Genomic DNA, 23,784 nt, shown 5'->3' with positions numbered 1-23,784 from the left:
AACTATTGCCGTAATAAAAGAACAATTAATAAAATTACAATTAGTAAAGGAACTATAGCTTAAGACCTTTGCAAAATTCCCCAAAATCCCCTAAATTCCCATTAAGACATTTAGGGAATTTTCCATGAGTACCTTCTTCCAACAAACCGCACAAGCCATGATTGCCAAACACATTGACCGTTTCCCACTATTGAAGTTGGATCAGGTGATTGATTGGCAACCGATCGAACAATACCTGAATCGTCAAAAAACCCGTTACCTTCGAGACCACCGCGGCCGTCCCGCCTATCCCCTGTTGTCCATGTTCAAAGCCGTCCTGCTCGGCCAATGGCACAGCCTTTCCGATCCCGAAGGCGATGTGTTTAAACCTTTTGAAAGCCGCCAACAGGCTAAGTGCGCCTGTTGCTGCCTAAAAGGCGGCCGGATGCCTGATTATCAGGTATCCAAGAGGATTAAGAGGGTATTTGAGTAGAGTCAGCGGATATTTGAAACAAAAACAGCCGAAAACCTGTGTTTGGGTTTCGGCTGTTGGGGAAAGGACTTTTTTGCAAAGGTCTCAGCTTATGAAAGCACCACGAAATGAACAGAAAGAAAATTTGAGACTTCCAATTTCCCTATGGGATATTTCGTATCTGTGAAAATCAATATTATCTATATGGGTTAACTGTCTAGAAATTAAGACATCTAATTCTTTTGTTTCGATTTTAATTAGAAACTTTGTAATATTTTTAAGTAATTCTTGAATGTTATTTGATATCATTTTTATTACCACCAATCTATAGGGTCTGGTTGTATATCTCTCAAAGGTATTCTTGGTTTAGATAATGGAGCAGTTCCTGGGGTACTAGCAGGTATTTGATTACACAATAATCCAGCTACCATTCTATGGTTATCATCTACAATAGTATTTCCATCCATTTTAACTGGAGGGGCAATACTACCTCTTTCAATCAATGCTGTGTATCTCGCAACAGCAGGGATGGAAACACTTTTTTGTAATGTTAGATAAGATGTTTTTGCTGTAACCATTTTAATGTTGTCTACTGTAGTATCTAAACATTTCTTACGTTTTTTTCTTCCTGGCATTTTCCTGCACATGTATCGCTTTCCGATAATGCAACGACACCTGTTGCGGCAGCTCCAAGCACCCCATATGCAATCCATTTAGGCAATGCCGCATCAGTGGGATCTGGAGTCATTGTATCAATTGCAATCATAGACCATGCCCCTTTAACTATGTCAACAGCATTTAATCCCCAAGAGTCCATCATATTTTGTATATTTGTCGAAAATTGATAAAAGTTACCTCCACCTTCCAACCCAATCGGATCCTGATTCACAAACCGACCCGCATCAGGCTCGTAATACCTAAAGAAGTTGTAATGCAGCCCCGTCTCACTGTCAGCATACTGGTTTTGTAGGCGGAAGGGTTGGTGCGCCGTTACTGTTACGTTGGTTTCGCTCTTTAGTTTTCCCCAACCGTAATAGTCGCCGAACCAAACCAGGTTGCCTTTATCATCAGTCATTTCTCTCGGGATGCCGATTTGGTCGCAGTGGAAGTAGTGGGTTTGTTGTCGGTTTTCTCCGTCTTCGGTTGTCCAGTTTCGGACCTGTGCCAAAGGTTCGTAGCTGTTGGGATCGGTGTAGAGATAGGTATATCTTCCGTCTGGTTGGGCCTCCTGTAAGAGGTGGCTGCCGTCTCAAACGAATCCGGTTTCCTCTTCGAGGCCATCTGAAACTTCTTTGTTTTTCAGACGGCCTTTGCCTATCCTTCTGCCCAGGGCGTCGTAGGTGTAGGCCCAAGTCTCTTTCGTGCCGTCTTTTTTGAAGATTTCGGCTTTAACCAGTTGGTCGTGTAGATTGTAGAAGTAGTTCTGCACTTCGCCATCGGCCAGTTCGCGGTGGATCAGGTTGCCGAGCTCATCGTAGTAATAGGTCGTGCCGTTGTAGGTTTTCAGGCGGTTGTCGGGGACGGTAGGGCTGTTGTTGTCGGACAGGATATTGTGCGCGGGGTCGAAGGCGAACAGTTCGTTTCCGGCTTTGGTAATCCGGCCCAGTTTGTCGTACTTAAACCAGGTCGTGCCCGTCCGTTGGTCGGTGCTGTGGGTCAGGTTGCCGGTACGGTCGTAGCCGTAGCTGCGTTTGACGGCATAAGCCGATGTTACTGCATTTTTCGCTGTCTCGGTCTGCGTCAGCTCGTTGAGTGCGGCAATTTGCCTTTTCAGACGGCCTAAGGGATCGAGTTCGTAACGGCTGGCGAGTTTACCCTGTGTGCGGTAGATTTCGCGGTGCAGCTTATCGCGTTCGATGTCGGAAATGACTTCGTCATCGAGGCTGATTTGGTGTAGGTGGCCGCTGCCGTAATACAGATAGTTGATTTGTCTGCCGTCCGGCAGGACGGTGGCGGTACGGTTGCCGTTGAAGTTGTGGTGGTAGCGGATGCTTTCGGTAAAACGCCATTCCTCGCCCAAGGAAGTCCGGTTGCGGATGACTTTGCCGGTCGGGGTGTAATGGTCGTATTCCGATACCAATCCGGCTGCATCTGTATGCGACACCATTAGATTGTTTTTATAGCCGAAGCTGCGTTTGACGTTACCGTCGCGGCCGATGACGCGGATTAAGTCACCACTGCCGTTGTATTCATAGCGGACCAGCGGCGTACCGACCCGAATGGTTTCGCCAAAGGATGGTAAACCCTCCAACAGCGACACCGACAGCAGCCGCATTCTAGGCGACTGCTCATCGGCCACATTGCCGAAGTTCAGCGAGAATACCCGTCCGTTGCAGTCGATGACGTATTGCGGCAGACGGGTCAGCCGATGATAGACGAAACGCTGATGGTTGCCGTTGGCGTCTTCCACCGCGACCAGCGGGAAGAGGGTGGAATCTTCGTCCGAACCGTCTTCCGCCACCACCAAAGGTGTAAAACGCGGCGCTATCGAACCGTTCAGTGAAGCAATGACATAATGCCCGTCCGGATTTTTACTGAACCAAATCTGTTCGCTTTCGAACAATACCGGTTCTTCATCATCTTCATCGACTTCCGGCAAAGGGAATAAACGGCCCTGATCGTCGATATAGGCCAATCTGGCCGCATCGCGGATAATGCGCTGGCAGCCCGGTACGCTCCAACCCTCGCCGAGCCAGCCAGTACCGTCTTGGTCGGAATAATAGCTGCGGCTCCATACCAGCGGCAGAATACCTTCAAAGGCAAAGTCGGTTTCACCCTCCAAAAACTTCAAATCGTGTATCGGATTGACCGGACAGACGGCACCTACCACACCCTTACAGGACAAACAGGTTTTAGGGGGAGTTTTTTGCTGAACTTGCCGTTCATATGGAACATATCGCCGGTACGCACGATATAGCGTTTGCGGATTTTAACCGTGGAAGAATGACGCATCGGCCAGGCCGGTTTGGTGGCAGTACGGCTCTTTACCCCTTTACGGCCCGGAAGGGCGATTTCGTCGCCATAAGTTTTATCCGTCTTACTGGCATTAAAGACAAAAGCAGGCTTGTGGTTGAGGCGTACGTCTTTGGCGACGGTCTTGGCACCGCCGAGGTCGGCAAAGAGCGGGAAGGGAATCGGTGGAACGGAAGGCGGAGCGGGAGAAGGTGGCCAACAGAAATCGGGTACGGTAAAGACAACACGGAACTTGCTGCTTTTACGGGCGATTTTATTGACGGCTATGGGGTGCTTCACTCCAGAGATTGGATGGTAATATGAAGATTAATATCCGTTGACTGAATCTTACTTTATTTGGATATGAAAAGAAAAGCGTAGTGAGAAAAAAGAGGATAGCTGAGTTGAAACAATGTCAATTGCGCTTACTGTAATGTGAAACCCAAAAAGGTCATCTGAAAAATTTAAGATGGCCTTTTTGTGTAAGTAATTGTACTACTGAGCGAAACAGAAATTGATAGACTAAAATAGTAGAGTTATGAATTTAAACATAATATAAATTATGTAGTTTTTCTCTATACCTAACAATCGTCGTTGTTTGTTCCTGTTTGTTAACTATTAGTCAATCTTAAAAGATTCCGTATAGTACTCCAATTTTTAGTATAAAATCAATGGTTTTTAAGAGAAATGTGACTGCTTAATTTACCACTTTTTCCCTGAATGGTGGAATAGGGCAGGGATAAATGTCTCTTTATCCCTTATTTCAACCGTTCAGACGGCCTTTTTTCCATTTATCCCATTTGCTTTACCATCAGTATAATCCAAGTTAATATATCAAATTCAATGTCATTCTAAAATTGTCTCGTCATGACCGCCCGCCAATCCTACCACCTTACCTTCGCCCGTTTCTCTCCGTCACTTTCAGTCCGTTCCTTCAGCGCATCCGAAGCGGTCAATACCGCTTACCGTGTCGAAATCACCGCTACCTCGACCGATTCCTCACTGCCTCTCTCTTCCTACCTCAACCAGCGCGCAGCGTTTGAGATTCGTCCGCAAGAAGGTTTACTGTCGGAAGTGGCCGGGGCATTCGGGTCTGCTTTAGACGACTCCCCGGCAAAGCAATGGCAGGGCATTATCACCTCATGCGAGAAGTTGTCGGTATCCAAGGATGAAACCGTTTACCGCTTTGTTTTAGAGCCGCGTTTCGCGGCTTTAAAGCATTTCCAAACCTCCCGGTTGTTCCAACACCAAACCGTCCCCGACATCGTTGCCGCCGTCTTCAAACACCACGGTTTCTCCGGCGTCGACTACCGTTTTCAAAAGAGCCGCAACTACGCTGTACGCGAGTATGTCACCCAATATCTCGAAAGCGACTTCGACTTTATCAACCGTCTGTGTGAAGAAGAGGGTATCTGGTATGCCTTCGAACAGCATGAACAACATGGTGACGTAGTCGTCTTCGGCGACAGTCCCGAACACTATTTGCGCAGCCAAGGCCTACCCGTTTCCTACCGACCCCATGCCGGATTGGAGAGTGTCGGTACCGAAGCACTCTTTAACTTAAGCATCCGCCACAACCCCATTGTCGAAGGCATACGCACGGCCGACTACAACTACCGCAGTGCCGATACCGACCTATTTGCCGAAACCGACAACAAACAGTCGGAAGAATCAGCCGACAATACCGTTTTATTGGGCAAACAACAGCATTGGGGTCTTCATCCTAAAACAACCGACGAAGCCCAAGTTCAGACGACCCTGTTGAACGAAGCCAACCTCTGCCGCCAAACCGTCGCAGCCGGCGGCGGCAACGTCGTCTCCATGACACCGATGAAGGTGTTCCAAACCGATGTCTCCTTCCCCGAAGCCCCCGACGGCTGGCTGGTACTTTCCATGGAACACAGCGGCAGCCGCGATACCGCCTACAGCCACACCTTTACCGCCATCTCCGCCCAACTCGCCTACCGTCCCGAACGCATCACCCCGCGTCCGCATATCGACGGTACCTTACCGGCACGGGTCACTGCGGCAGAAAACTGCACCTATGCCTATATCGACGATATGGGCCGCTACCGCGTCAAACTCCCGTTTGACCTGGACGAATGGAGTCCCGGCGGGGAAAGCCGTCCCGTCCGATTGGCCAAACCCTATGCCGGTCCCGAATACGGTATCCACTTCCCCTTACACGAAGGCACCGAAGTGATGCTGTCCTTCGTACAGGGTAATCCCGACCGTCCGTATATCTCCGGCGTCATGCACGACAGCGCCCATACCGACCATATCCCTGCCGATTGGAACACAAGAAACGTCATCCGTACCTGGGCGAACAACAAACTGAGGATGGAAGACCTGCAGGGACAGGAACACATCAAACTTGCCACCGACTATCAGAAATCCCAACTCAACCTCGGCCATATCGTCGACTCAAACCGCAACAAACGCGGAGAGAACGGTGAGGGCTTCGAACTCAGAACCGACGGTTGGGGCGCGGTAAGGGCAGGCAAAGGCATACTCGTCAGTGCACAAAACCAGGACGCCAATGGCAAAGTACTGGATATGGACGATGCCATCTCCCAACTTGAACAGGCACTCTCCCTGGCTAAAAGCTTGAACAAAGCCGCCCAAACCGCCAACAACCACGACACCGATGAAGAAACCCAAAGGGGCCGTCTGAAAGACGCCCTCAAAGACCTGAAGGAAGCCGGTTTGATCCAAACCGCCCCGGCCGGTATTGCCAGCGCGACACAACAAAGCCAACTGCACACCGCCAATGAAAACATCCACCTGGTCAGTGGCAACCATACCGACATTACCGCCGGCCAAAGCCTGACCGCCCATGCGGCCGAGAGCCTCAACCTATTTGCACAAAGCGGCGGTATCAAGGTGCAGGCCAATCAGGGCAAAGTGGAAGTGCAGGCACAGAATGACGAATTGCAGCTGAATGCCTTAAAGGACGCAACGTTAACCAGCAGTGCAGGGAAGATCACCATTGCAGCGAAGGAAGAGATACTGATTACCTGCAAAGGGGCGTATATCAAGTTAAGTAATGGGGAAGTTGAGATCGGGAGTCCGAAGGTGGTGCGGGTGAGGGCGCCGATGGTGGTGAATGGGCCGAATAGCATATTAAATAAAGTGTTTCTTCCTGCTTCTCCTCTTCATAGATATGGTCGGCAATTTGTATTGCAAGATGAATTGACGGGAGAGGTTTTAACAAATGTATTATATAAAATTTATCAGGATGATAGACTTGTAATAAAAGGCAGGACAGACCAAAATGGGCTAACTCATTACGTAACCACAACAAATCCGGAAAATATCCGCATTGAAATTGATACAAAGGAGTAAATTATGGCTAACGTTAAACAGCAAAGTGCGACAACCGAGTTGTTAAACACCACCAATACAGGAAGCCCGATCATCGTTCCACTGCCTCCTGAATCCAGAGAGCTAACTGCAGGGGAAATTTCTTTGGCGAAATTGATGTTTAAGGACTCGATACCATATAAAAAAGTAAGGATAGTGAGAGGGGAGTTATTGGGAATGCCCGACCATTCTGAGAATGCAATGACACCGTTTGGAGAAATACACTTGCCAAGTAAGAAATATGATGAAATCAAAGATTTTTATAATGGTTCTATAGAACAAAAACGATGGTTCATTCACGAAATGGCCCATGTCTGGCAATATTTCGCAATGGATATTTGCGTTGCGTGCAGGGGAGTTGATATTGCAATGAAGGGCGGTTATTCACAAAAACATCCGTCTGGAAGATTAATGGCATATGCTTACGATTTGTTAGGAGTAGATGCAAGGAAAGAGTTCAAGGATTTTAATATAGAGCAGCAGGCTGATATTATCTGTCATTATTATTTGGCTGTATATCATAAAAATTACTCAGTAAACCAAACTCAATTTCCTACTTTGTTAGCTCAGCAAACAAGGAGGGAATATATTTTAAGGAGATTTTTAAAAAATCCAATGGATAAAAATTTAAAATCTATTGAGTGGAACTGGGGACGAAATGACCAAAACAAAAGTATTTTAGGAAGGGCAGTAAATCAAAAATTCTATCGAAGAGGGACAAAATTTTATTCATTTTAATCTTCTTTAAATAAGGATAAGGATATGAATAGGAGTATATTTTATTGTGCTATTCTACTATTAAGTCTTAAAGTATATGGGTTTTCATCATCACCATATCCTGATGGAAATGTGAATGTTATTATTAAGGATAATAAACCATGTATATATATAGATAAGTTAAATTTAACAGGAGGATATACTTTAATTGTTAGTTCTACAAAAAGTTTGACTGAAGATGAATTTTGGTTATATAAAAACTCATTTGAAAAAAATTATCCTAATAGAGATAATTGCATTATTGCTGATAACACCAATTTTAAAGGTCTGATTTTTAGAAATAATGCAATTTATAATTTTTCATTAGAACCAAGTGTAATGCCTGAATTTGCTGATTTCACTGGTATGGCAAGTAGTTATTGCCTGAAAGAGAAAAATGGAAAACTTGAATTATATCATTCAAACTTATCCATTGATGAATGTCGGGAACAAAAACAAAATATTTTTGTTGAACATACCGAAATTCCTAAAAAACAAGAAAATTGGTTTAATTTATTAATTAAATGGTTTAAGAGTTTATGGAAATGATAAAAAATAGACTGATTTCTACATGCTATTATGCTATGGAGAGATATTAGTTTTCCCAGTTCCTATTTCTCAAAATCGTATGCCAGATAGCCAATATCACCATTATTATATGGATGATTTTACTCTACGAAGTAAAGGTGGAAAAATTCCGGCTAATCCATCACTTTTAGTGCATGAGGTAACCCATGCGTGGCAATATCAGTATGCAGGAATAATCTTTAGTGTAATAGCATTAGAATGTCAAGCATTAAAATTTGCATATAATCCGTATAATTATTCATTATCTGAGAAGATGAAACCTAGACAACAAGTTTATGGATGTTACGCCATACAATCCAGAAGCGTTGGCTTCTATAGTGGAGGATTATTATTATCGATTTTTAAGACACGATCAGAATGGAAATAAGTTGCCAGATATGGGAACAAGGTTTACCCATAACAAACAGGGAAATGCAAATAAGAATATAAATGATTATATTATGGTATTGAGTAGGTATGTTATGACATAAGGATTTATGAATGAGAGACACTAAATTGGAGTTAGAAAAATTTATTTATATGCTAATCCCCAAAATTGTAATTGGTTTGATTGCTATTATCATTATATTTCCTTTTTATATTTATTTTTCAGCTCTTTATGAAAAACGAACAGTAAAGTTAGATGCTATTTTAGATTCACAAAAGAATGTAGTTGTTTTTTCACCTGAACTTGAGGAGGATGACTATATTTGGGAATTTATTCTGGGAGTTTTTAAAAATGGAGAATATCTTCATGAATATGATGTTAATATTTATTGCCAATATCAAGAATGGGATAAATTTAAAGAAGAGTGCATAAAGAAATCTATAGAACAGCAACCTAAAAGTAAAGAAAAGGTTATTCTTGCTGGACAAAATACAGTTATTATTCCTAGAGCACTATTAGATAAAGGAACATTTTCTGTAGCTGTTCGAACAGGAAAATATGAAAGAGAGTCTTCAGTATTATGGTTTTGCTTCGCGAATGGGGAGTTGGTTGTAAAAAATAGCCTTACTGAAACAAACTCAAGGTTTACAGAGCTTTGCAGCTCTAACTTCGATAAATCTGAGTGATATTAAAATATGAAATTTATATAAATTTGTTAAGCTAATAGTCACCTCGGCTCGCTATGTAATCTTTTATTAGAAAAGTTTACTAAATTGAGTTTTTAAATACACTGTCTATAAAGAAAAACTTTATCTCAATGGTATCTTGGTACTGAAAATAATTAAATAGGAATATAGTAAATACCTACCGGTAGTAGGAGTCCGCGCATCATGATGCAGTTTGGTACCGAGAAGAAAGATGGAACGAAGCGCAGCGAAGCCGAAATCCTCGCTATCTGGGACACCGTATTGCCAACTTTAAAACCAATTAAGTAAATTAAATTTGATAAAGAAGGCCGTCTGAAAAATACCATGTTTTTCAGACGGCCTTCTTCTCGTTTATCCCTTTCCCTTTGCCATCAGCACGATCATAGATACTATACCTTTATCATGATATTATGTTTTGCTGGAATAGCGAAGTTGCATACAAACACCGTAGCTGCAGGGTGAGTTTCTGCGCTTATATCACACCCTTTCTCGATTAAATTGACTATTATGCACAAATCCCTCAAATATACCCTAATAGTTTTAGGCTGTCTGGCAGCAATGTTTATTTGCTTTCTCCTTTGGTTGCAATGCAATCCCATCCATATAGGCGGTGCAAATGGTCAGGTTAAACCCGCGTATTGCAGCATAGGGGAAAAATGGCAAGAAAAGCAACGGAAGAAAGAAACCATGAAGACCATTGAAGAAATCAAAAAGAACCTAGAGTTTACCTGCGTGCATGAAAAACGCCCACCTCTGTCCGAGGAAACACAGCAACTCTACAACTACGCGCTGCACCGTGATTTGAACCATATGTGGCCTGGACAGAGGGGGGACGGTTTTTGGGATGAACTATTGCCGTATTACCGCATTGCCGCCGCTAATGGCGATTATAAGGCAAACGTACGACTGCAGTTCCTGCTCAGCGATGGCTGGACGAGGGTTCCCGATATTGAGGCTGAAACTGAAGTTCACAAGTTGTATAAAATGCTGCACAAACAACTTCCAGCTACCGCCTACTATCTGCTCAAAGGCTATATCGAAGACGGCTACGGTGTCAGCGCGCCCCCCGACAGTGAGCTGGCATTTTTGCGCAAGGCTGCGGATATGGGTAACAGGGAGGCGCAATATACGTTAGGTCAGATGATCAGTAGTTTAGATGATGAAGAAACACGTGAATTTCGATTAAAGCTAATGATGAAGTTATATCGGTGTGCTTCTGAACAAGGACAAGGTAATGCTTCTTATTGGTTGGGTATGTTTCTTCCTGACTATCATAAATATGATGAAGCCGTTAGAGCCTATCATCAGGGGGTAAAAAACGGTAATTATTTATCTGCTTTTATTCTTTCTAATGCGTTTAAGGTAGGAAAAGAAAAAGGAAATAACAACTTTCTAGATGTGGAGGCTGATAAAGAGCGTGCTCGCCGTTACAGTATTATTGATTCTTATCTGTCAACTTACGAATTCATGTCGCCGACCGTTCCTGATTTAGACGATATCGTTCCGCTACCGCCGGCACCTTTACCTGAATGGGACGGCAAAATCGCCTTTCAACGCTGGGTAGAGGGGAATGAACCACCAAAACCCTCTGATGAGTTGATAAAGAAGCTGGCGGATAAAGCAGGCTTGGATGTAAAAACCGGGCTACCATTGTAAGGACCATTCAAAGTTGGAGGAGTCACGGATTATCAAACCTATTTTTATCAATCTAAGCCACTTTACCAGAGAGAAAAGTTTGTAAGCTTATTTGAAGAATAGGCTAATGTCGTCTGAAATTTTTTCAGACGACATTTATTTATAAATATCGCTTGAAATTGTTCCAAGCAGATCTGCCTACATCGACGAAATGGGACGCTACCGTGTCAAATTGCTGTTTGATTTGGACGAGTGGCCGTCTCTTTATCCAAGGGACATCTTTATCTTTGCTCGGTGCGGTTTGGCCGCTGACTTGTCCTTCCTCATCGACTTCTATGTCCTGGCGCTGTTTGCTACCGGCGGTCTGAATAATTGTGGCGTCAATGACGGCGGCGGATGCTTTCTCTATTTTTAGGTTTTTTTCGGTCAGTTGGCGGTTAATCAGTTCCAGCAGTTCGGACAGGGTGTCGTCTTGCGCCAGCCAGTTGCGGTAGCGGCATAAGGTGCTGTAATCGGTTGCCAATCAATCACCTGATCCAACTTCAATAGTGGGAAGCGGTCGATGTGTTTGGCAATCATGGCTTGGGCGGTTTGCTGGAAGAAGGCCCCTAAATGTCTTGATGGGAATTTAGGGGATCTTGGGGAATTTTGCAAAGGTCTCAGGCCGTCTGAAAATTTCAGACAGCCTTTTACCTTTTGAATTCTGTAAGTAATTGTACTACTGAGGGAAACCGGAGTTAGCAGACTAAAATAGTAGAGTTATGAATTTAACATAATATAAATTATTTTCCTTTTCCCTATTCTTCTACAAATTCCGCTGTTTTGTTCCTATATGTCAAATGAGAATTAATGATACTCTAGAGGGTAAGTCAATAGTACTCCAATTTTTAGTATAAAATCAATGGTTTTTAAGAGAAATGTGACTGCTTAATTTACCATTTTTCCCCTGAATGGTGGAATAGGGCGGGGATAAATGTCTCTTTATCTCTTATTCAACCGTTCAGGCAGCCTTTTCCCCATTCATCCCATTCGCTTTACCATCGGCATTATCCCCGTTACCATACAGGGTTCATCGTCAGTCGGAATTACCCTTATGACCGCCCGCCAATCCTACCACCTTACCTTCGCCCGTTTCTCTCCTTCACTTTCAGTCCGCTCCTTCAGCGCATCCGAAGCGGTCAATACCGCCTACCGTGTCGAAATCACCGCTACCTCGACCGATTCCTCACTGCCTCTCTCTTCCTACCTCAACCAGCGCGCAGCATTTGAGATTCGTCCGCAAGAAGGTTTACTGTCGGAAGTGGCCGGGGTATTCGGGTCTGCTTCAGACGATCCCCCGGCGAAGCAATGGCAGGGCATTATCACCTCATGCGAGAAGTTGTCCGTATCTAAGGATGAAACCGTTTACCGCTTTGTTTTAGAGCCGCGCTTTGCGGCTTTAAAACATTTCCAAACTTCCCGGCTGTTCCAACACCAAACCGTCCCCGACATCGTTGCCGCCGTCTTCAAACACCACGGTTTCTCCGGTGTCGACTACCGTTTCCAAAAGAGCCGCAACTACGCCGTACGCGAGTATGTGACCCAGTATCTCGAAAGCGACTTCGACTTTATCAACCGTCTGTGTGAAGAAGAGGGTATTTGGTATGCCTTCGAACAGCATGAACAACATGGCGACGTAGTCGTCTTCGGCGACAGTCCCGAACATTACTTACGCAGCCAAGGCTTACCCGTATCCTACCGACCCCATGCCGGATTGGAGAGTGTCGGTACCGAAGCACTCTTTAACTTAAGCATCCGCCACAACCCCATCGTCGAAGGCATACGTACGGCCGACTACAACTATCGCAGTGCCGATACCAACCTCTTTGCCGAAACCGACAACAAACAGTCCGAAGAATCTGCCGACAATACCGTCTTATTGGGCAAACAGCAGCACTGGGGCCTTCATCCTAAAACAACCGACGAAGCCCAAGTTCAGACGACCCTGTTGAATGAAGCCAACCTCTGCCGCCAAACCGTTGCAGCCGGCAGCGGCAACGTCGTCTCCATGACGCCGATGAAGGTGTTCCAAACCGATGTCTCCTTCCCCGAAGCCCCCGACGGCTGGCTGGTACTTTCCATGGAGCACAGCGGCAGCCGCGATACCGCCTACAGCCATACCTTTACCGCCATCCCCGCCCAACTCGCCTACCGTCCTGAACGCATCACCCCGCGTCCGCATATCGACGGTACCTTACCGGCACGGGTAACTGCGGCAGAGAACTGCACCTACGCCTATATCGACGATATGGGCCGCTACCGCGTCAAACTCCCGTTTGACCTGGACGAATGGAGTCCCGGCGGGGAAAGCCGTCCCGTCCGATTGGCCAAACCCTATGCCGGTCCCGAATACGGTATCCACTTCCCCTTACACGAAGGCACCGAAGTGATGCTGTCCTTCGTACAGGGTAATCCCGACCGTCCGTATATCTCCGGCGTCATGCACGACAGCGCCCATACCGACCATATCCCTGCCGATTGGAACACAAGAAACGTCATCCGTACCTGGGCGAACAACAAACTGAGGATGGAAGACCTGCAGGGACAGGAACACATCAAACTTGCCACCGACTATCAGAAATCCCAACTCAACCTCGGCCATATCGTCGACTCAACCCGCAACAAACGCGGAGAGAACGGCGAAGGCTTCGAACTCAGAACCGACGGTTGGGGGCCGTACGGGCAGGTAAGGGCATACTCGTCAGTGCACAAAACCAGGATGCCAACGGCAAAGTGTTGGATATGGACGATGCCATCGCACAGATCGAACAGGCACTCTCCCTGGCCAAAAGCCTGAACAAAGCCGCCCAAACCGCCAACAACCACAACACCGATGAAGAAACCCAAAGGGGCCGTCTGAAAGACGCCCTTAAAGACCTGAAAGAGGCAGGTTTGATCCAAACCGCCCCGGCCGGCATCGCCACCGCGACAGAGCAAAGCCAACTGCACACCGCCAATGAAAACATCCACCTCGTCAGCGGCAGCCATACCGACATCAGCGCCGGACAAAGCCTGACCGCCCATGCGGCAGAGAGTCTGAACCTGTTTGCGCAAAGCAGCGGCATCAAGGTACAGGCCAATCAGGGTAAAGTGGAAGTACAGGCACAGAATGACGAATTGCAGCTGAATGCCTTAAAGGACGCAACGTTAACCAGCAGCGCAGGGAAAGTCACCATTGCGGCGAAGGAAGAGATTCTGATTACCTGCAAAGGGGCGTATATCAAGTTAAGTAATGGGGAAGTGGAGATCGGAAGTCCGAAGGTGGTGCGGGTGAGGGCGCCGTTGGTGGTGAATGGGCCCCAAGGAGTATATGAAATGTTTAATAATGAAAATATTAAAGGAGAACTCAATTTAGAATATATAGATGTATATGGAAATGTTCCTGATGGAGAGCCCATTTCACTTTTATCTAAACAAGGTGAAAAGCATACTATTAGTTTGGATCAATTAGGTAAAGGAAAATTAGAAAATCTCAATTTCAATCTATTAACATTAACTCAACCTAAAAGGGAGGATAAATAAAATGGCCGGTATGAGTAACACATCAGTAAAGAAAAATCCCCTTGAACAGATGAAGGAAACTCGTTGTATTTATATTCCAGGGCAACCTATAAAGAATGTCACACCAGGATGCGACTACAAGATAGTGTTGGGCTCTGTCAGGGAGGTTGTTTTTAATTTCAACCTTAAAAGTACTAAAGAAGTAGCGATAGAAATTGAAAAGTTACCCTTGTACTCAAAGGATGTTAGGTACTTTGGGGTATATGATCCTCAGACTAAAAAGCTAATTTCAGAAAAATTTACAGTTAAATCAGGAGTATCGTATCGAGTACAGGTCAGTAGATTTTTTGCGGCAACATTTATCGCAAAAGTTAACGGAAAAGTTGTCGGCAGATATACTCCAAAATTGTTAGATTCTAAAAATTATGGAAGAGAAGCTGCATTATGGATTGAACCTATCTATATCGGATTTAGTGAAGTTGGTAGCCAAACTCCACTAGCCCAAGTAGTTCAGCAACACAATGGAAATTCGCAACGATGGCTGAATAGTTTACCCCAATTTAATAATCAGAGCACGTTGACACCGCCTTACTCTACTCAAAGTGTCAGTAAACATTTTGCCGGTGTATGCACAGTACCTGCGAAAGAATACGCTGTAGTATTATTATATAAGCCAAATAAAACTGGAAGAGTATCTTGGAAAGATGTTTTTAATCAGCAAGAAATGACCGTAGCTCAAATGAAAGGCTGGCTTAATGAGGAGGATTTTGATGAATTGGTTAGAGTGGTTGCCTCCTATGGAACTCCTGAATATGCTTCTGTATTAAATGGGGCTGGCTTTGTCATAACTAATTTCCATTGGAAACAAGCATTAGCTCATAAGATACAGATAAAGTGGATACGTGGATTTGTAGGAATTTCATTTAAAGGGACCCCGCCCCCTGCTCCTTTTGATTTTTTCTACGCAGGTTTAGCGCATGAGAAAATGAAAGGTATGGCTGGTGGTATACATATACGCAAACCAGGATCTAAAAAAAGTAACCCTAAACCTAAACCTAAACCTAAACCTAAACGAGTTATGTTACAGGCAGGGGCTAAAAAAGCAGGGGAAGCAGTTGTTAATACAGCAAAGCAGATAAGAGGGCTAGCGGCAGTCGGTTTAGTCATTGATTTTTTTGGAGACTATAATGCAGTAATGGTTGATGAAAAAGGCAGTCGAGAAGTTGGAGAGTTGTTAGGCAGGGTTGGAATTAGTATTTTTGCCGCGGGTGTTGGCGTTGCTTTATCAAATATTGCATTGGCTGCGACAATGACATTTATGGCTATATTTGGGTTTACTCTTCCGGCTGCAGCAGTACTTCTTATCGGCCTTGCAGTAGTTATGGGAGTGGGCTATTTTGTAGCCGACCAGAGTAGCAAATTAAAAGATAAAATTTGGGGATCTTAAAAAAATGAAAGAACGACATGATTTTTCACTCCTAAAAGCAGATTACCGTCCTCTGAGGGACCTTGGACGGTTCTACTTGATTAAAATGGGTTTATTCGCATTTGTCCTGCAAGAACTTGGTGTGAGTGTTTTATCTCCGAGTGATTGGGGAGTAGGAAAACAAGCAATAGCTGGTTTGTTATTAACAATATTAATATTTGTTTATTTGTTAATATTCTATTATATTAGGAAACTATTATCTTCTAACCCACTTAGCCAAATGTTTTTTCAGTCTGTTTTTTTAAATATAGGTATATTCATACATTTTTTCTCTATTCCTTATATTATAAGTGCGTATCTTAAAGGGACAGAATTGTTTAACTATTATCTATATGGTTTAGCCATAATGTTTTTTCTGGCATTTTTATATGTTATTCAGTTAGATTGTAAACAGCTTATTGATAATAGTTTAAAATATAAAAAAAGTGGATCAACAATTTTTTTTGCCCCTGACTCGGTATTTTGGCCATTAAGTAAATTGCAATTATTCATATATACTCCATTTATTGTAGGCATAAGTTTTATGTTTTATGGATTTTCGTTGCGAAGTGGTGCTAAAGCAGAATATTTTATGACTTCAGGAATGATAATCTTTTCTGTTTTATTATTATATACTGAATTTTGTTATTTTTGGGTGTGGGTTAAATATAGATTAATTAAAATGTCTGATAAGAAATAGTTTGTTAAAAGACAGCCATTTAGAGGGCGGAGAAATCCTGAGCACCCACTACCGCTACGACAAACTTAACCGTCTGATCCAAACACATAATGCCCATAGTGAACTTCGTTTTAGTTATGAACACAACAGACTGGTTAAAGAACAGCTCATCCACTTGGACAGCCCCATTGCGTCCGGTACCAGCCGTTCACAATCCAAAGATGTCGCCGCACAGATTACCGAACACCGTTACGACGTATTGGGCAACCGCATCCAAACCATCCTGCCTACAGGTGAAATTTTAAACCGCCTGTATTACGGCAGCGGGCACTTACACCACGTCAACCTAGACGGCACCACCCTTACCGACATCGAGCGTGATGCTCTGCATCGCCCGGTCGAGCGGAGTATCGGCAAGCTGAATACCCAATTTCAACTTGACCCATTAGGCCGTCTTAAACAACAAATCGCCCAATCGAACGGTCACAACAAAGCAGACCCTGCCGTCCTTATCGGCCGCAGTTACCAATACGACACTATTGGCAACCTCATCCGTACCGATGACCAAACCAACGGTAACAGGGATTACACCTATGACGCACTGGGCAGAATTATCCAAAGCGCGGACGAGCACTACCGCTACGACCCTGCACATAACCTTACCGATGGAAGCAGAATCAGCGGCAACCGCCTTACCCAATACAAAGGCATCAATTACAGCTACGATCCGTTGGGCAACCTTATCGAGAAACAACACAATAACGGCGAAATCCAACATTACCGTTATAATGCCGATAACCAACTGACCGAAGCCGAAATCCATCGCCCCGGACAAAACGCTGTCTTATATCGCTACCGCTACGACCCAATGGGCCGCCGCATAGCCAAAGTCCATCCAGACGGCAGCGAAATCCAATACCTATGGGACGGCAGTCGCCTGTTACAGGAGTACCGCAAAGACCGAACCTACACCTACGTTTACACCGAAGACCGAAACTATGAACCCCTTGCCCAAATCATCACCTACAATGGCTCTGATAAGGCACGAGAGATCCTGTACTATCACAACGATCAAATCGGCATCCCACGCGAGATGACCGATGAGGAAGGCAAAATTGTTTGTCGGCAGGTGGGTCTAAAAAATAACACCGAAGCAATCCATGAATAAAGTCTTGGACAAATTACTTATTGAAATAATCGGAGACTTTAACAACAAGGGATTTATTGAGAAAAAGCTGGGGTAATTGATAAAAGGCCGTCTGAAAAATCTTTCAGACGGCCTTTTTGTTTTTGAATTATGTAAGTGATTGTATTACGTTATAAACAGAATTTAGCAGGCTAAAATACTAGCATTATAAATTTAACATAATATAAATTATGTAGTTTTTCCCTATACCTAACAATCGCCGTTGTTTATTCCTGTTTGTTAACTATTAGTCAATCTTAAAAGATTCCGTATAATACTCCAATTTTTAGTATAAAATCAATGGTTTTTAAGAGAAATGTGACTGCTTAATTTACCATTTTTCCCCTGAATGGTGGAATAGGGCGGGGATAAATGTCTCTTTATCTCTTATTCAACCGTTCAGGCAGCCTTTTCCCCATTCATCCCATTCGCTTTACCATCGGCATTATCCCCGTTACCATACAGGGTTCATCGTCAGTCGGAATTACCCTTATGACCGCCCGCCAATCCTACCACCTTACCTTCGCCCGTTTCTCTCCGTCACTTTCAGTCCGTTCCTTCAGCGCATCCGAAGCGGTCAATACCGCTTACCGTGTCGAAATCACCGCTACCTCGACCGATTCCTCACTGCCTCTCTCTTCCTACCTCAACCAGCGCGCAGCGTTTGAGATTCGTCCGCAAGAAGGTTTACTGTCGGAAGTGGCCGGGGCATTCGGGTCTGCTTTAGACGACTCCCCGGCAAAGCAATGGCAGGGCATTATCACCTCATGCGAGAAGTTGTCGGTATCCAAGGATGAAACCGTTTACCGCTTTGTTTTAGAGCCGCGTTTCGCGGCTTTAAAGCATTTCCAAACCTCCCGGTTGTTCCAACACCAAACCGTCCCCGACATCGTTGCCGCCGTCTTCAAACACCACGGTTTCTCCGGCGTCGACTACCGTTTCCAAAAGAGCCGCAACTACGCCGTACGCGAGTATGTGACCCAGTATCTCGAAAGCGACTTCGACTTTATCAACCGTCTGTGTGAAGAAGAGGGTATTTGGTATGCCTTCGAACAGCATGAACAACATGGCGACGTAGTCGTCTTCGGCGACAGTCCCGAACATTACTTACGCAGCCAAGGCTTACCCGTATCCTACCGACCCCATGCCGGATTGGAGAGTGTCGGTACCGAAGCACTCTTTAACTTAAGCATCCGCCACAACCCCATTGTCGAAGGCATACGCACGGCCGACTACAACTACCGCAGTGCCGATACCGACCTATTTGCCGAAACCGACAACAAACAGTCGGAAGAATCAGCCGACAATACCGTTTTATTGGGCAAACAACAGCATTGGGGTCTTCATCCTAAAACAACCGACGAAGCCCAAGTTCAGACGACCCTGTTGAACGAAGCCAACCTCTGCCGCCAAACCGTCGCAGCCGGCAGCGGCAACGTCGTCTCCATGACGCCGATGAAGGTGTTCCAAACCGATGTCTCCTTCCCCGAAGCCCCCGACGGCTGGCTGGTACTTTCCATGGAGCACAGCGGCAGCCGCGATACCGCCTACAGCCATACCTTTACCGCCATCCCCGCCCAACTCGCCTACCGTCCTGAACGCATCACCCCGCGTCCGCATATCGACGGTACCTTACCGGCACGGGTAACTGCGGCAGAAAACTGCACCTATGCCTATATCGACGATATGGGCCGCTACCGCGTCAAACTCCCGTTTGACCTGGACGAATGGAGTCCCGGCGGGGAAAGCCGTCCCGTCCGACTGGCTAAACCCTATGCCGGTCCCGAATACGGCATTCACTTCCCCTTACACGAAGGCACCGAAGTGATGCTGTCCTTCGTACAAGGTAATCCCGACCGTCCGTATATCTCCGGTGTCATGCACGACAGTGCCCATACCGACCATATCCCTGCCGATTGGAACACAAGAAACGTCATCCGTACCTGGGCGAACAACAAACTGAGGATGGAAGACCTGCAGGGACAGGAACACATCAAACTTGCCACCGACTATCAGAAATCCCAACTCAACCTCGGCCATATCGTCGACTCAACCCGCAACAAACGCGGAGAGAACGGCGAAGGCTTCGAACTCAGAACCGACGGTTGGGGGGCCGTACGGGCAGGTAAGGGCATACTCGTCAGCGCACAAAACCAGGATGCCAACGGCAAAGTGTTGGATATGGACGATGCCATCGCACAGATCGAACAGGCACTCTCCCTGGCCAAAAGCCTGAACAAAGCCGCCCAAACCGCCAACAACCACAACACCGATGAAGAAACCCAAAGGGGCCGTCTGAAAGACGCCCTTAAAGACCTGAAAGAGGCAGGTTTGATCCAAACCGCCCCGGCCGGCATCGCCACCGCGACAGAGCAAAGCCAACTGCACACCGCCAATGAAAACATCCACCTCGTCAGCGGCAGCCATACCGACATCAGCGCCGGACAAAGCCTGACCGCCCATGCGGCAGAGAGTCTGAACCTGTTTGCGCAAAGCAGCGGCATCAAGGTACAGGCCAATCAGGGTAAAGTGGAAGTACAGGCACAGAATGACGAATTGCAGCTGAATGCCTTAAAGGACGCAACGTTAACCAGCAGCGCAGGGAAAGTCACCATTGCGGCGAAGGAAGAGATTCTGATTACCTGCAAAGGGGCGTATATCAAGTTAAGTAATGGGGAAGTGGAGATCGGAAGTCCGAAGGTGGTGCGGGTGAGGGCGCCGATGGTGGTGAGTGGGGCCAACGGAATAAAACATAAGATATCTGATTTTAAACAAAATTATAGTGGCGGATACATTATCTATGATGAAAAAACAGGCCTTCCTATTACAAATTTGCCATATGAATTGACGACAGAAAATAACGAAAAACTTAAAGGTATAACCAATATGGAGGGGAAAACCATCATGGCGTTTACAGATAAACCTGAAAAAGTAAAAATCGACATACAGAAACACTCTTCCGAACGTAAGAGAACTCTATATTTCGCTGGAGTGGAGTCAATGGATTTATACCTTGAATGGACTGAAAATGAAGGGGCTCAATAATGACACTGATTACCACCGTTAACGAGAATGAAAAATACGCAAAACTACCAAGCCGCTTGAACTATGGGTATATTTATATCAAAGCGGACATAACCATGAAGACGGTTAAAACATCCCGAAGAGGCAAAGAATATCAAAGTCGCTTTTCTGCTTTGATTCGTGCGGATGAGTACCTTAATTCCCATAAATGGGAGTATAAGGCAGAATCTAAATGGGAAATTCCCAAAGATGATCTAGCAATGCCCATTCCCGTTCTATCTTCCAGTAAAACAGATGGACAGCATCGATCGGTTTATTATGGAATTAGATCGAAAGGTGTATTAAAAAACTCATCTTTTGTACGTACCGACCTTGTTATCCTGAAAGATAAAAATCTGATGTGGATAGGTAAAAAATGGGATGGCAGCAGTTTGACAGCCGACGATCCCATTTTTCGAACTCCGAATCATAAAAAAAACAAATGGTATCTACAAGATTTCCCCGATAATTTATTACGCATTGTCGAAATCAAATTCCAGTATGAAAATGGCAAAAGTGATGAATGGGGACCATCACAAGAAAGAAATTATTTGAGAATCTTGAGAGGTAAATCAAAAAATCTCATCCGTATGAATGCTAAGGATTTAGGCCTGACGTTGTTGCATATTAGTTCGTCTGAAGGGAGAAAGACTCATGAAACTGCAACCGAACTGGCTCCGGTATTTACTCAAGAACCAAATCGCAATGGAGCATTTAGATGGGAGAAATGGGCAAATGCTCCTGCAACTTCCAAAGCAGGAGATCAGAATTTGACTCCTCTTCTTTCTCCTCAAAAACAATCACAATTAGAGTATAGCCCTGAAACCTTAAAGCTATTCCAAGATATCCCTTGGCTAAATGGCAAAAAAGGTAGTTTCCACGCAACACAGGATATACTTTTCTGGCAAAATGAAGACAATGACACATCAAAGCCGTTAGCTGACAAGCAGAGCATGCTGAAGGCATTAAAATACCTTCAGCAAGAATCTGATCTTGATGCATTGACTTTGGTATCTGCCGAAAAAATCGAAACAAAGGTTCTTATTCGTGGTGAAGATGTTTTGATGTTGATTATAGGAATTACCATTGCGGGCAGTGTGGCTGTCTTTTTAGCACCTGTCATTGTAGAAATGCTTCCTGCCGTTCTGTCGCTTTTAGCGATGGCTGCCCGCGCACCACAACTAGGATTAAATATTGTGAGAAGCGGCTCCGTTGTAGCAGCTGGATTAGGCCTATGGAGCAGTGCAAATGCTGACACTATTGATTTTACTGATGAAGAAATAGAAGAGGCTGTTGAGAAAAAAATAGAACTCCTTCATCAATTTGACTTGGGCTATACCTTATTTCATTTTAAAGAAGGAATACCTGTTGTGGAAGGAAATACTTATACCATTAATCAAGTTGCATATATCAGAGATGCAAGCAAAGAAGAGTATGATGCCAGTCCTCATGTAACCATAGTAGGTTGTAATGGGGAAATCATCACCAGCAAAGAAGAAGCCCACAACAGTTGCGCCGCCGGATACAAATCTTCATTTTAATCAAGAAAGGATAATTCATGAATGATACCGAAAAGAAACTCAACGCCATCCGCTATACCGCCGACCGTACCAAACGCAACAACGAACATGGCTTTACCCTGTTGAAACTGGGCATACGTGGCGCAATCTATTTTAATACCCGTGATGATGTCGCCGATGCCTTAACCGCTCTGATGGATTTCTATTACGAATGGGCGAAAGACAAGCTGACAATAGCTAGGCACGAAAGAGGCCATAGGGATATTAAAAAAGTCAAACTGACCGAAAAATCATATCTGAAAGAACGGGATACAATCTACCGTTGGCTGGATAGTCGGAAGGAAAATCCGCCAGAGGTGATGTGGTGGATGCAAAGCGAGCATGCGGATACCAGTGCATCCTATTATTTCATTATCTCCTCTATTGCCGCAGGTTTGGTTAATGAAGCCCATATGCCGCTAGGCACTCTGCTTTTTAATCTGCCGCTGGAAATTTTGTCTTCTCCCCAAGATTTGGCAAAGCTAGATGAATTTGTCGACAAGATTGCAGAAAAGCTGGATGTTTTCCATGGCTATATCGGTCTGGCAGCAATTCCACCGCATAATTATTACGATGGTGCACCATACGAATACGGGGTGTGTCGCGAGAATTTCGGTCTGATTCCGGTTACAACCGATTATTTGTCAACTTTTTATAGATACAACATACGCAGTATCAGTTGGTACACATTGATCGGCAGAGAACTTTACGAACAGCTTCCAGCAGGCAGGATAGAGCCTGTTTTGGCAAATCATCCCGATATTACTCTGCGCGACATCGCTGGCATCAAGGTTTTCAAAATCGGCAGCCTGCCTGAAACAGGGGATATCCACGAAGATTTACCCTTGGACTACATTGCGCTAAACCGCGCTTTAGAACCGATACGCGAAAAATATCCTCGTGAAAATATGGGCGGCATTACCCGCGAACAGATGTATTATTGGTCGAGAAGATGGGACGGCTGGGAAGTGGAAGAAAAAGACGGCAAGAAGATCTACACCCAAGCACCGCAGGAAATCATCGGCGTCGAGGAAGAGCCTGTCCCGATTTCGGGCATATGGAAAATTACCAGCTTTAACGGCGAAACCCGTCATTTCAATAAAGGAGAAATTTTCCCTGAAGGAGAAGGGGAGAGAACGCAAAAAGCACTTCTCGGCCCCCAAATGGGTCTGACGATTTGGGAGCTTGTCAAAGGAGACCATGACGAGTCGTTGCGTAGAAAACCTATATGGTAAAGCCAGGCCATAAACAATCTGTCGGCAGGTGGGTCTAAAAAATAACACCGCAGCAATCCCTGAACAAAGTCTTGGACAAACTTCTTATTGAAATAACCGGAGACTTTACCAACGAAGGATTTGTTGGGAAAAGGCTGGGAGATATAAACAAAGAGGCCGTCTGAAAAACCTTTCAGACGGCCTTTTTGTTTTTGAATTATGTAAGTGATTGAACTACTGAGAGAAACAGGAGTTAGCA

General features: G+C 45.0%; 13 protein-coding genes and 4 pseudogenes. 14 read left to right on the top strand and 3 right to left on the bottom strand.

Annotated elements, in window-relative coordinates; all coding sequences use genetic code 11:
- Window positions 1-124: 124 nt before the first annotated feature.
- Window positions 125-352: pseudogene (locus tag KCG54_RS05360) on the top strand (transposase); the annotation flags it as partial.
- Between the two features lie 413 nt (window positions 353-765).
- On the opposite strand, the gene KCG54_RS05355 reads toward KCG54_RS05360, so the two are convergent.
- Entirely contained in the window at window positions 766-1,086 is a 321-nt protein-coding gene (locus KCG54_RS05355; RefSeq protein ID WP_254324880.1) for a hypothetical protein, read from the bottom strand.
- A pseudogene (locus KCG54_RS05350) lies at window positions 1,053-3,691 on the bottom strand (DUF6531 domain-containing protein). The gene KCG54_RS05355 and the pseudogene KCG54_RS05350 overlap by 34 nt, the downstream one beginning before the upstream one ends.
- Before the next feature lie 579 nt (window positions 3,692-4,270).
- Here KCG54_RS05350 and KCG54_RS05345 point away from each other — a divergent pair.
- The 5 genes from KCG54_RS05345 (at window position 4,271) to KCG54_RS05325 (ending at window position 10,840) form a co-directional block, all read left to right on the top strand.
- Window positions 4,271-6,748, top strand: a complete 2,478-nt coding sequence (locus KCG54_RS05345; RefSeq protein WP_254324879.1) for a type VI secretion system Vgr family protein — start codon at window positions 4,271-4,273, stop codon at window positions 6,746-6,748.
- A 3-nt stretch (window positions 6,749-6,751) separates the two neighbouring features.
- Complete coding sequence (locus KCG54_RS05340) at window positions 6,752-7,504, top strand: zinc protease (protein WP_107697366.1); 753 nt, start codon at window positions 6,752-6,754, stop codon at window positions 7,502-7,504.
- A 24-nt stretch (window positions 7,505-7,528) separates the two neighbouring features.
- On the top strand, window positions 7,529-8,071 hold the full coding sequence (locus KCG54_RS05335) for a hypothetical protein (protein ID WP_107697367.1): 543 nt from the start codon (window positions 7,529-7,531) through the stop codon (window positions 8,069-8,071).
- Between the two features lie 519 nt (window positions 8,072-8,590).
- Window positions 8,591-9,163 carry a hypothetical protein gene (locus tag KCG54_RS05330; RefSeq protein ID WP_254324878.1) on the top strand — a complete coding sequence of 191 codons (573 nt, stop codon included), beginning with the start codon at window positions 8,591-8,593 and terminating at the stop codon, window positions 9,161-9,163.
- Between the two features lie 708 nt (window positions 9,164-9,871).
- Window positions 9,872-10,840, top strand: coding sequence for an SEL1-like repeat protein (locus KCG54_RS05325; RefSeq protein ID WP_254324877.1), 969 nt, complete (start codon window positions 9,872-9,874; stop codon window positions 10,838-10,840).
- Window positions 10,841-11,021: 181 nt separating this feature from the next.
- Here KCG54_RS05325 and KCG54_RS05320 read toward each other — a convergent pair.
- A pseudogene (locus tag KCG54_RS05320) lies at window positions 11,022-11,398 on the bottom strand (IS5/IS1182 family transposase); the annotation flags it as partial.
- 394 nt (window positions 11,399-11,792) lie between these two features.
- On the opposite strand from KCG54_RS05320, the pseudogene KCG54_RS05315 reads away from it, so the two are divergent.
- From KCG54_RS05315 to KCG54_RS05280, 8 genes and pseudogenes are all read left to right on the top strand, one after another.
- Window positions 11,793-13,606: pseudogene (locus tag KCG54_RS05315) on the top strand (type VI secretion system Vgr family protein); the annotation flags it as partial.
- Window positions 13,601-14,380: a DUF2345 domain-containing protein gene (locus KCG54_RS05310; RefSeq protein ID WP_432761025.1), complete on the top strand. Its 780-nt coding sequence runs from the start codon at window positions 13,601-13,603 to the stop codon at window positions 14,378-14,380. The pseudogene KCG54_RS05315 and the gene KCG54_RS05310, both read left to right, overlap by 6 nt.
- Before the next feature lies 1 nt (window position 14,381).
- Complete coding sequence (locus KCG54_RS05305; protein WP_254324875.1) at window positions 14,382-15,806, top strand: hypothetical protein; 1,425 nt, start codon at window positions 14,382-14,384, stop codon at window positions 15,804-15,806.
- 4 nt (window positions 15,807-15,810) lie between these two features.
- Complete coding sequence (locus KCG54_RS05300; protein WP_107145294.1) at window positions 15,811-16,524, top strand: hypothetical protein; 714 nt, start codon at window positions 15,811-15,813, stop codon at window positions 16,522-16,524.
- Between the two features lies 1 nt (window position 16,525).
- Window positions 16,526-17,671 (top strand): RHS domain-containing protein, encoded by a 1,146-nt coding sequence (locus tag KCG54_RS05295; protein ID WP_254324874.1) that lies wholly within the window; start codon window positions 16,526-16,528, stop codon window positions 17,669-17,671.
- Window positions 17,672-18,061: 390 nt separating this feature from the next.
- Window positions 18,062-20,734: a type VI secretion system Vgr family protein gene (locus KCG54_RS05290; protein ID WP_254324873.1), complete on the top strand. Its 2,673-nt coding sequence runs from the start codon at window positions 18,062-18,064 to the stop codon at window positions 20,732-20,734.
- Window positions 20,734-22,293, top strand: a complete 1,560-nt coding sequence (locus KCG54_RS05285) for a hypothetical protein (RefSeq protein WP_254324872.1) — start codon at window positions 20,734-20,736, stop codon at window positions 22,291-22,293. Before KCG54_RS05290 ends, KCG54_RS05285 begins: the two co-directional genes overlap by 1 nt.
- Window positions 22,294-22,310: 17 nt before the next feature.
- Window positions 22,311-23,546 (top strand): type VI immunity family protein, encoded by a 1,236-nt coding sequence (locus KCG54_RS05280; RefSeq protein WP_254324871.1) that lies wholly within the window; start codon window positions 22,311-22,313, stop codon window positions 23,544-23,546.
- Window positions 23,547-23,784 lie beyond the last annotated feature (238 nt).

The sequence above is a fragment of the Neisseria subflava genome (assembly GCF_024205705.1).
GTDB classification, from domain to species: Bacteria; Pseudomonadota; Gammaproteobacteria; order Burkholderiales; family Neisseriaceae; genus Neisseria; species Neisseria subflava_D.
The sequence above is the reverse complement of the archived record's forward strand: the minus strand, read 5'-3'. Positions and strand labels throughout refer to the sequence as shown.

Bases quoted from the DNA above. Each gene is read 5' to 3' on its own strand.
- KCG54_RS05345 (WP_254324879.1), top strand. From the start codon at position 4,271: ATGACCGCCCGCCAATCCTACCACCTTACCTTCGCCCGTTTCTCTCCG.
- KCG54_RS05305 (WP_254324875.1), top strand. From the start codon at position 14,382: ATGGCCGGTATGAGTAACACATCAGTAAAGAAAAATCCCCTTGAACAG.
- KCG54_RS05290 (WP_254324873.1), top strand. From the start codon at position 18,062: ATGTCTCTTTATCTCTTATTCAACCGTTCAGGCAGCCTTTTCCCCATT.
- KCG54_RS05285 (WP_254324872.1), top strand. From the start codon at position 20,734: ATGACACTGATTACCACCGTTAACGAGAATGAAAAATACGCAAAACTA.
- KCG54_RS05300 (WP_107145294.1), top strand. From the start codon at position 15,811: ATGAAAGAACGACATGATTTTTCACTCCTAAAAGCAGATTACCGTCCT.
- KCG54_RS05340 (WP_107697366.1), top strand. From the start codon at position 6,752: ATGGCTAACGTTAAACAGCAAAGTGCGACAACCGAGTTGTTAAACACC.
- KCG54_RS05310 (WP_432761025.1), top strand. From the start codon at position 13,601: ATGGACGATGCCATCGCACAGATCGAACAGGCACTCTCCCTGGCCAAA.
- KCG54_RS05280 (WP_254324871.1), top strand. From the start codon at position 22,311: ATGAATGATACCGAAAAGAAACTCAACGCCATCCGCTATACCGCCGAC.
- KCG54_RS05325 (WP_254324877.1), top strand. From the start codon at position 9,872: ATGAAGACCATTGAAGAAATCAAAAAGAACCTAGAGTTTACCTGCGTG.
- KCG54_RS05335 (WP_107697367.1), top strand. From the start codon at position 7,529: ATGAATAGGAGTATATTTTATTGTGCTATTCTACTATTAAGTCTTAAA.
- KCG54_RS05330 (WP_254324878.1), top strand. From the start codon at position 8,591: ATGAGAGACACTAAATTGGAGTTAGAAAAATTTATTTATATGCTAATC.
- KCG54_RS05355 (WP_254324880.1), bottom strand. From the start codon at position 1,086: ATGCCAGGAAGAAAAAAACGTAAGAAATGTTTAGATACTACAGTAGAC.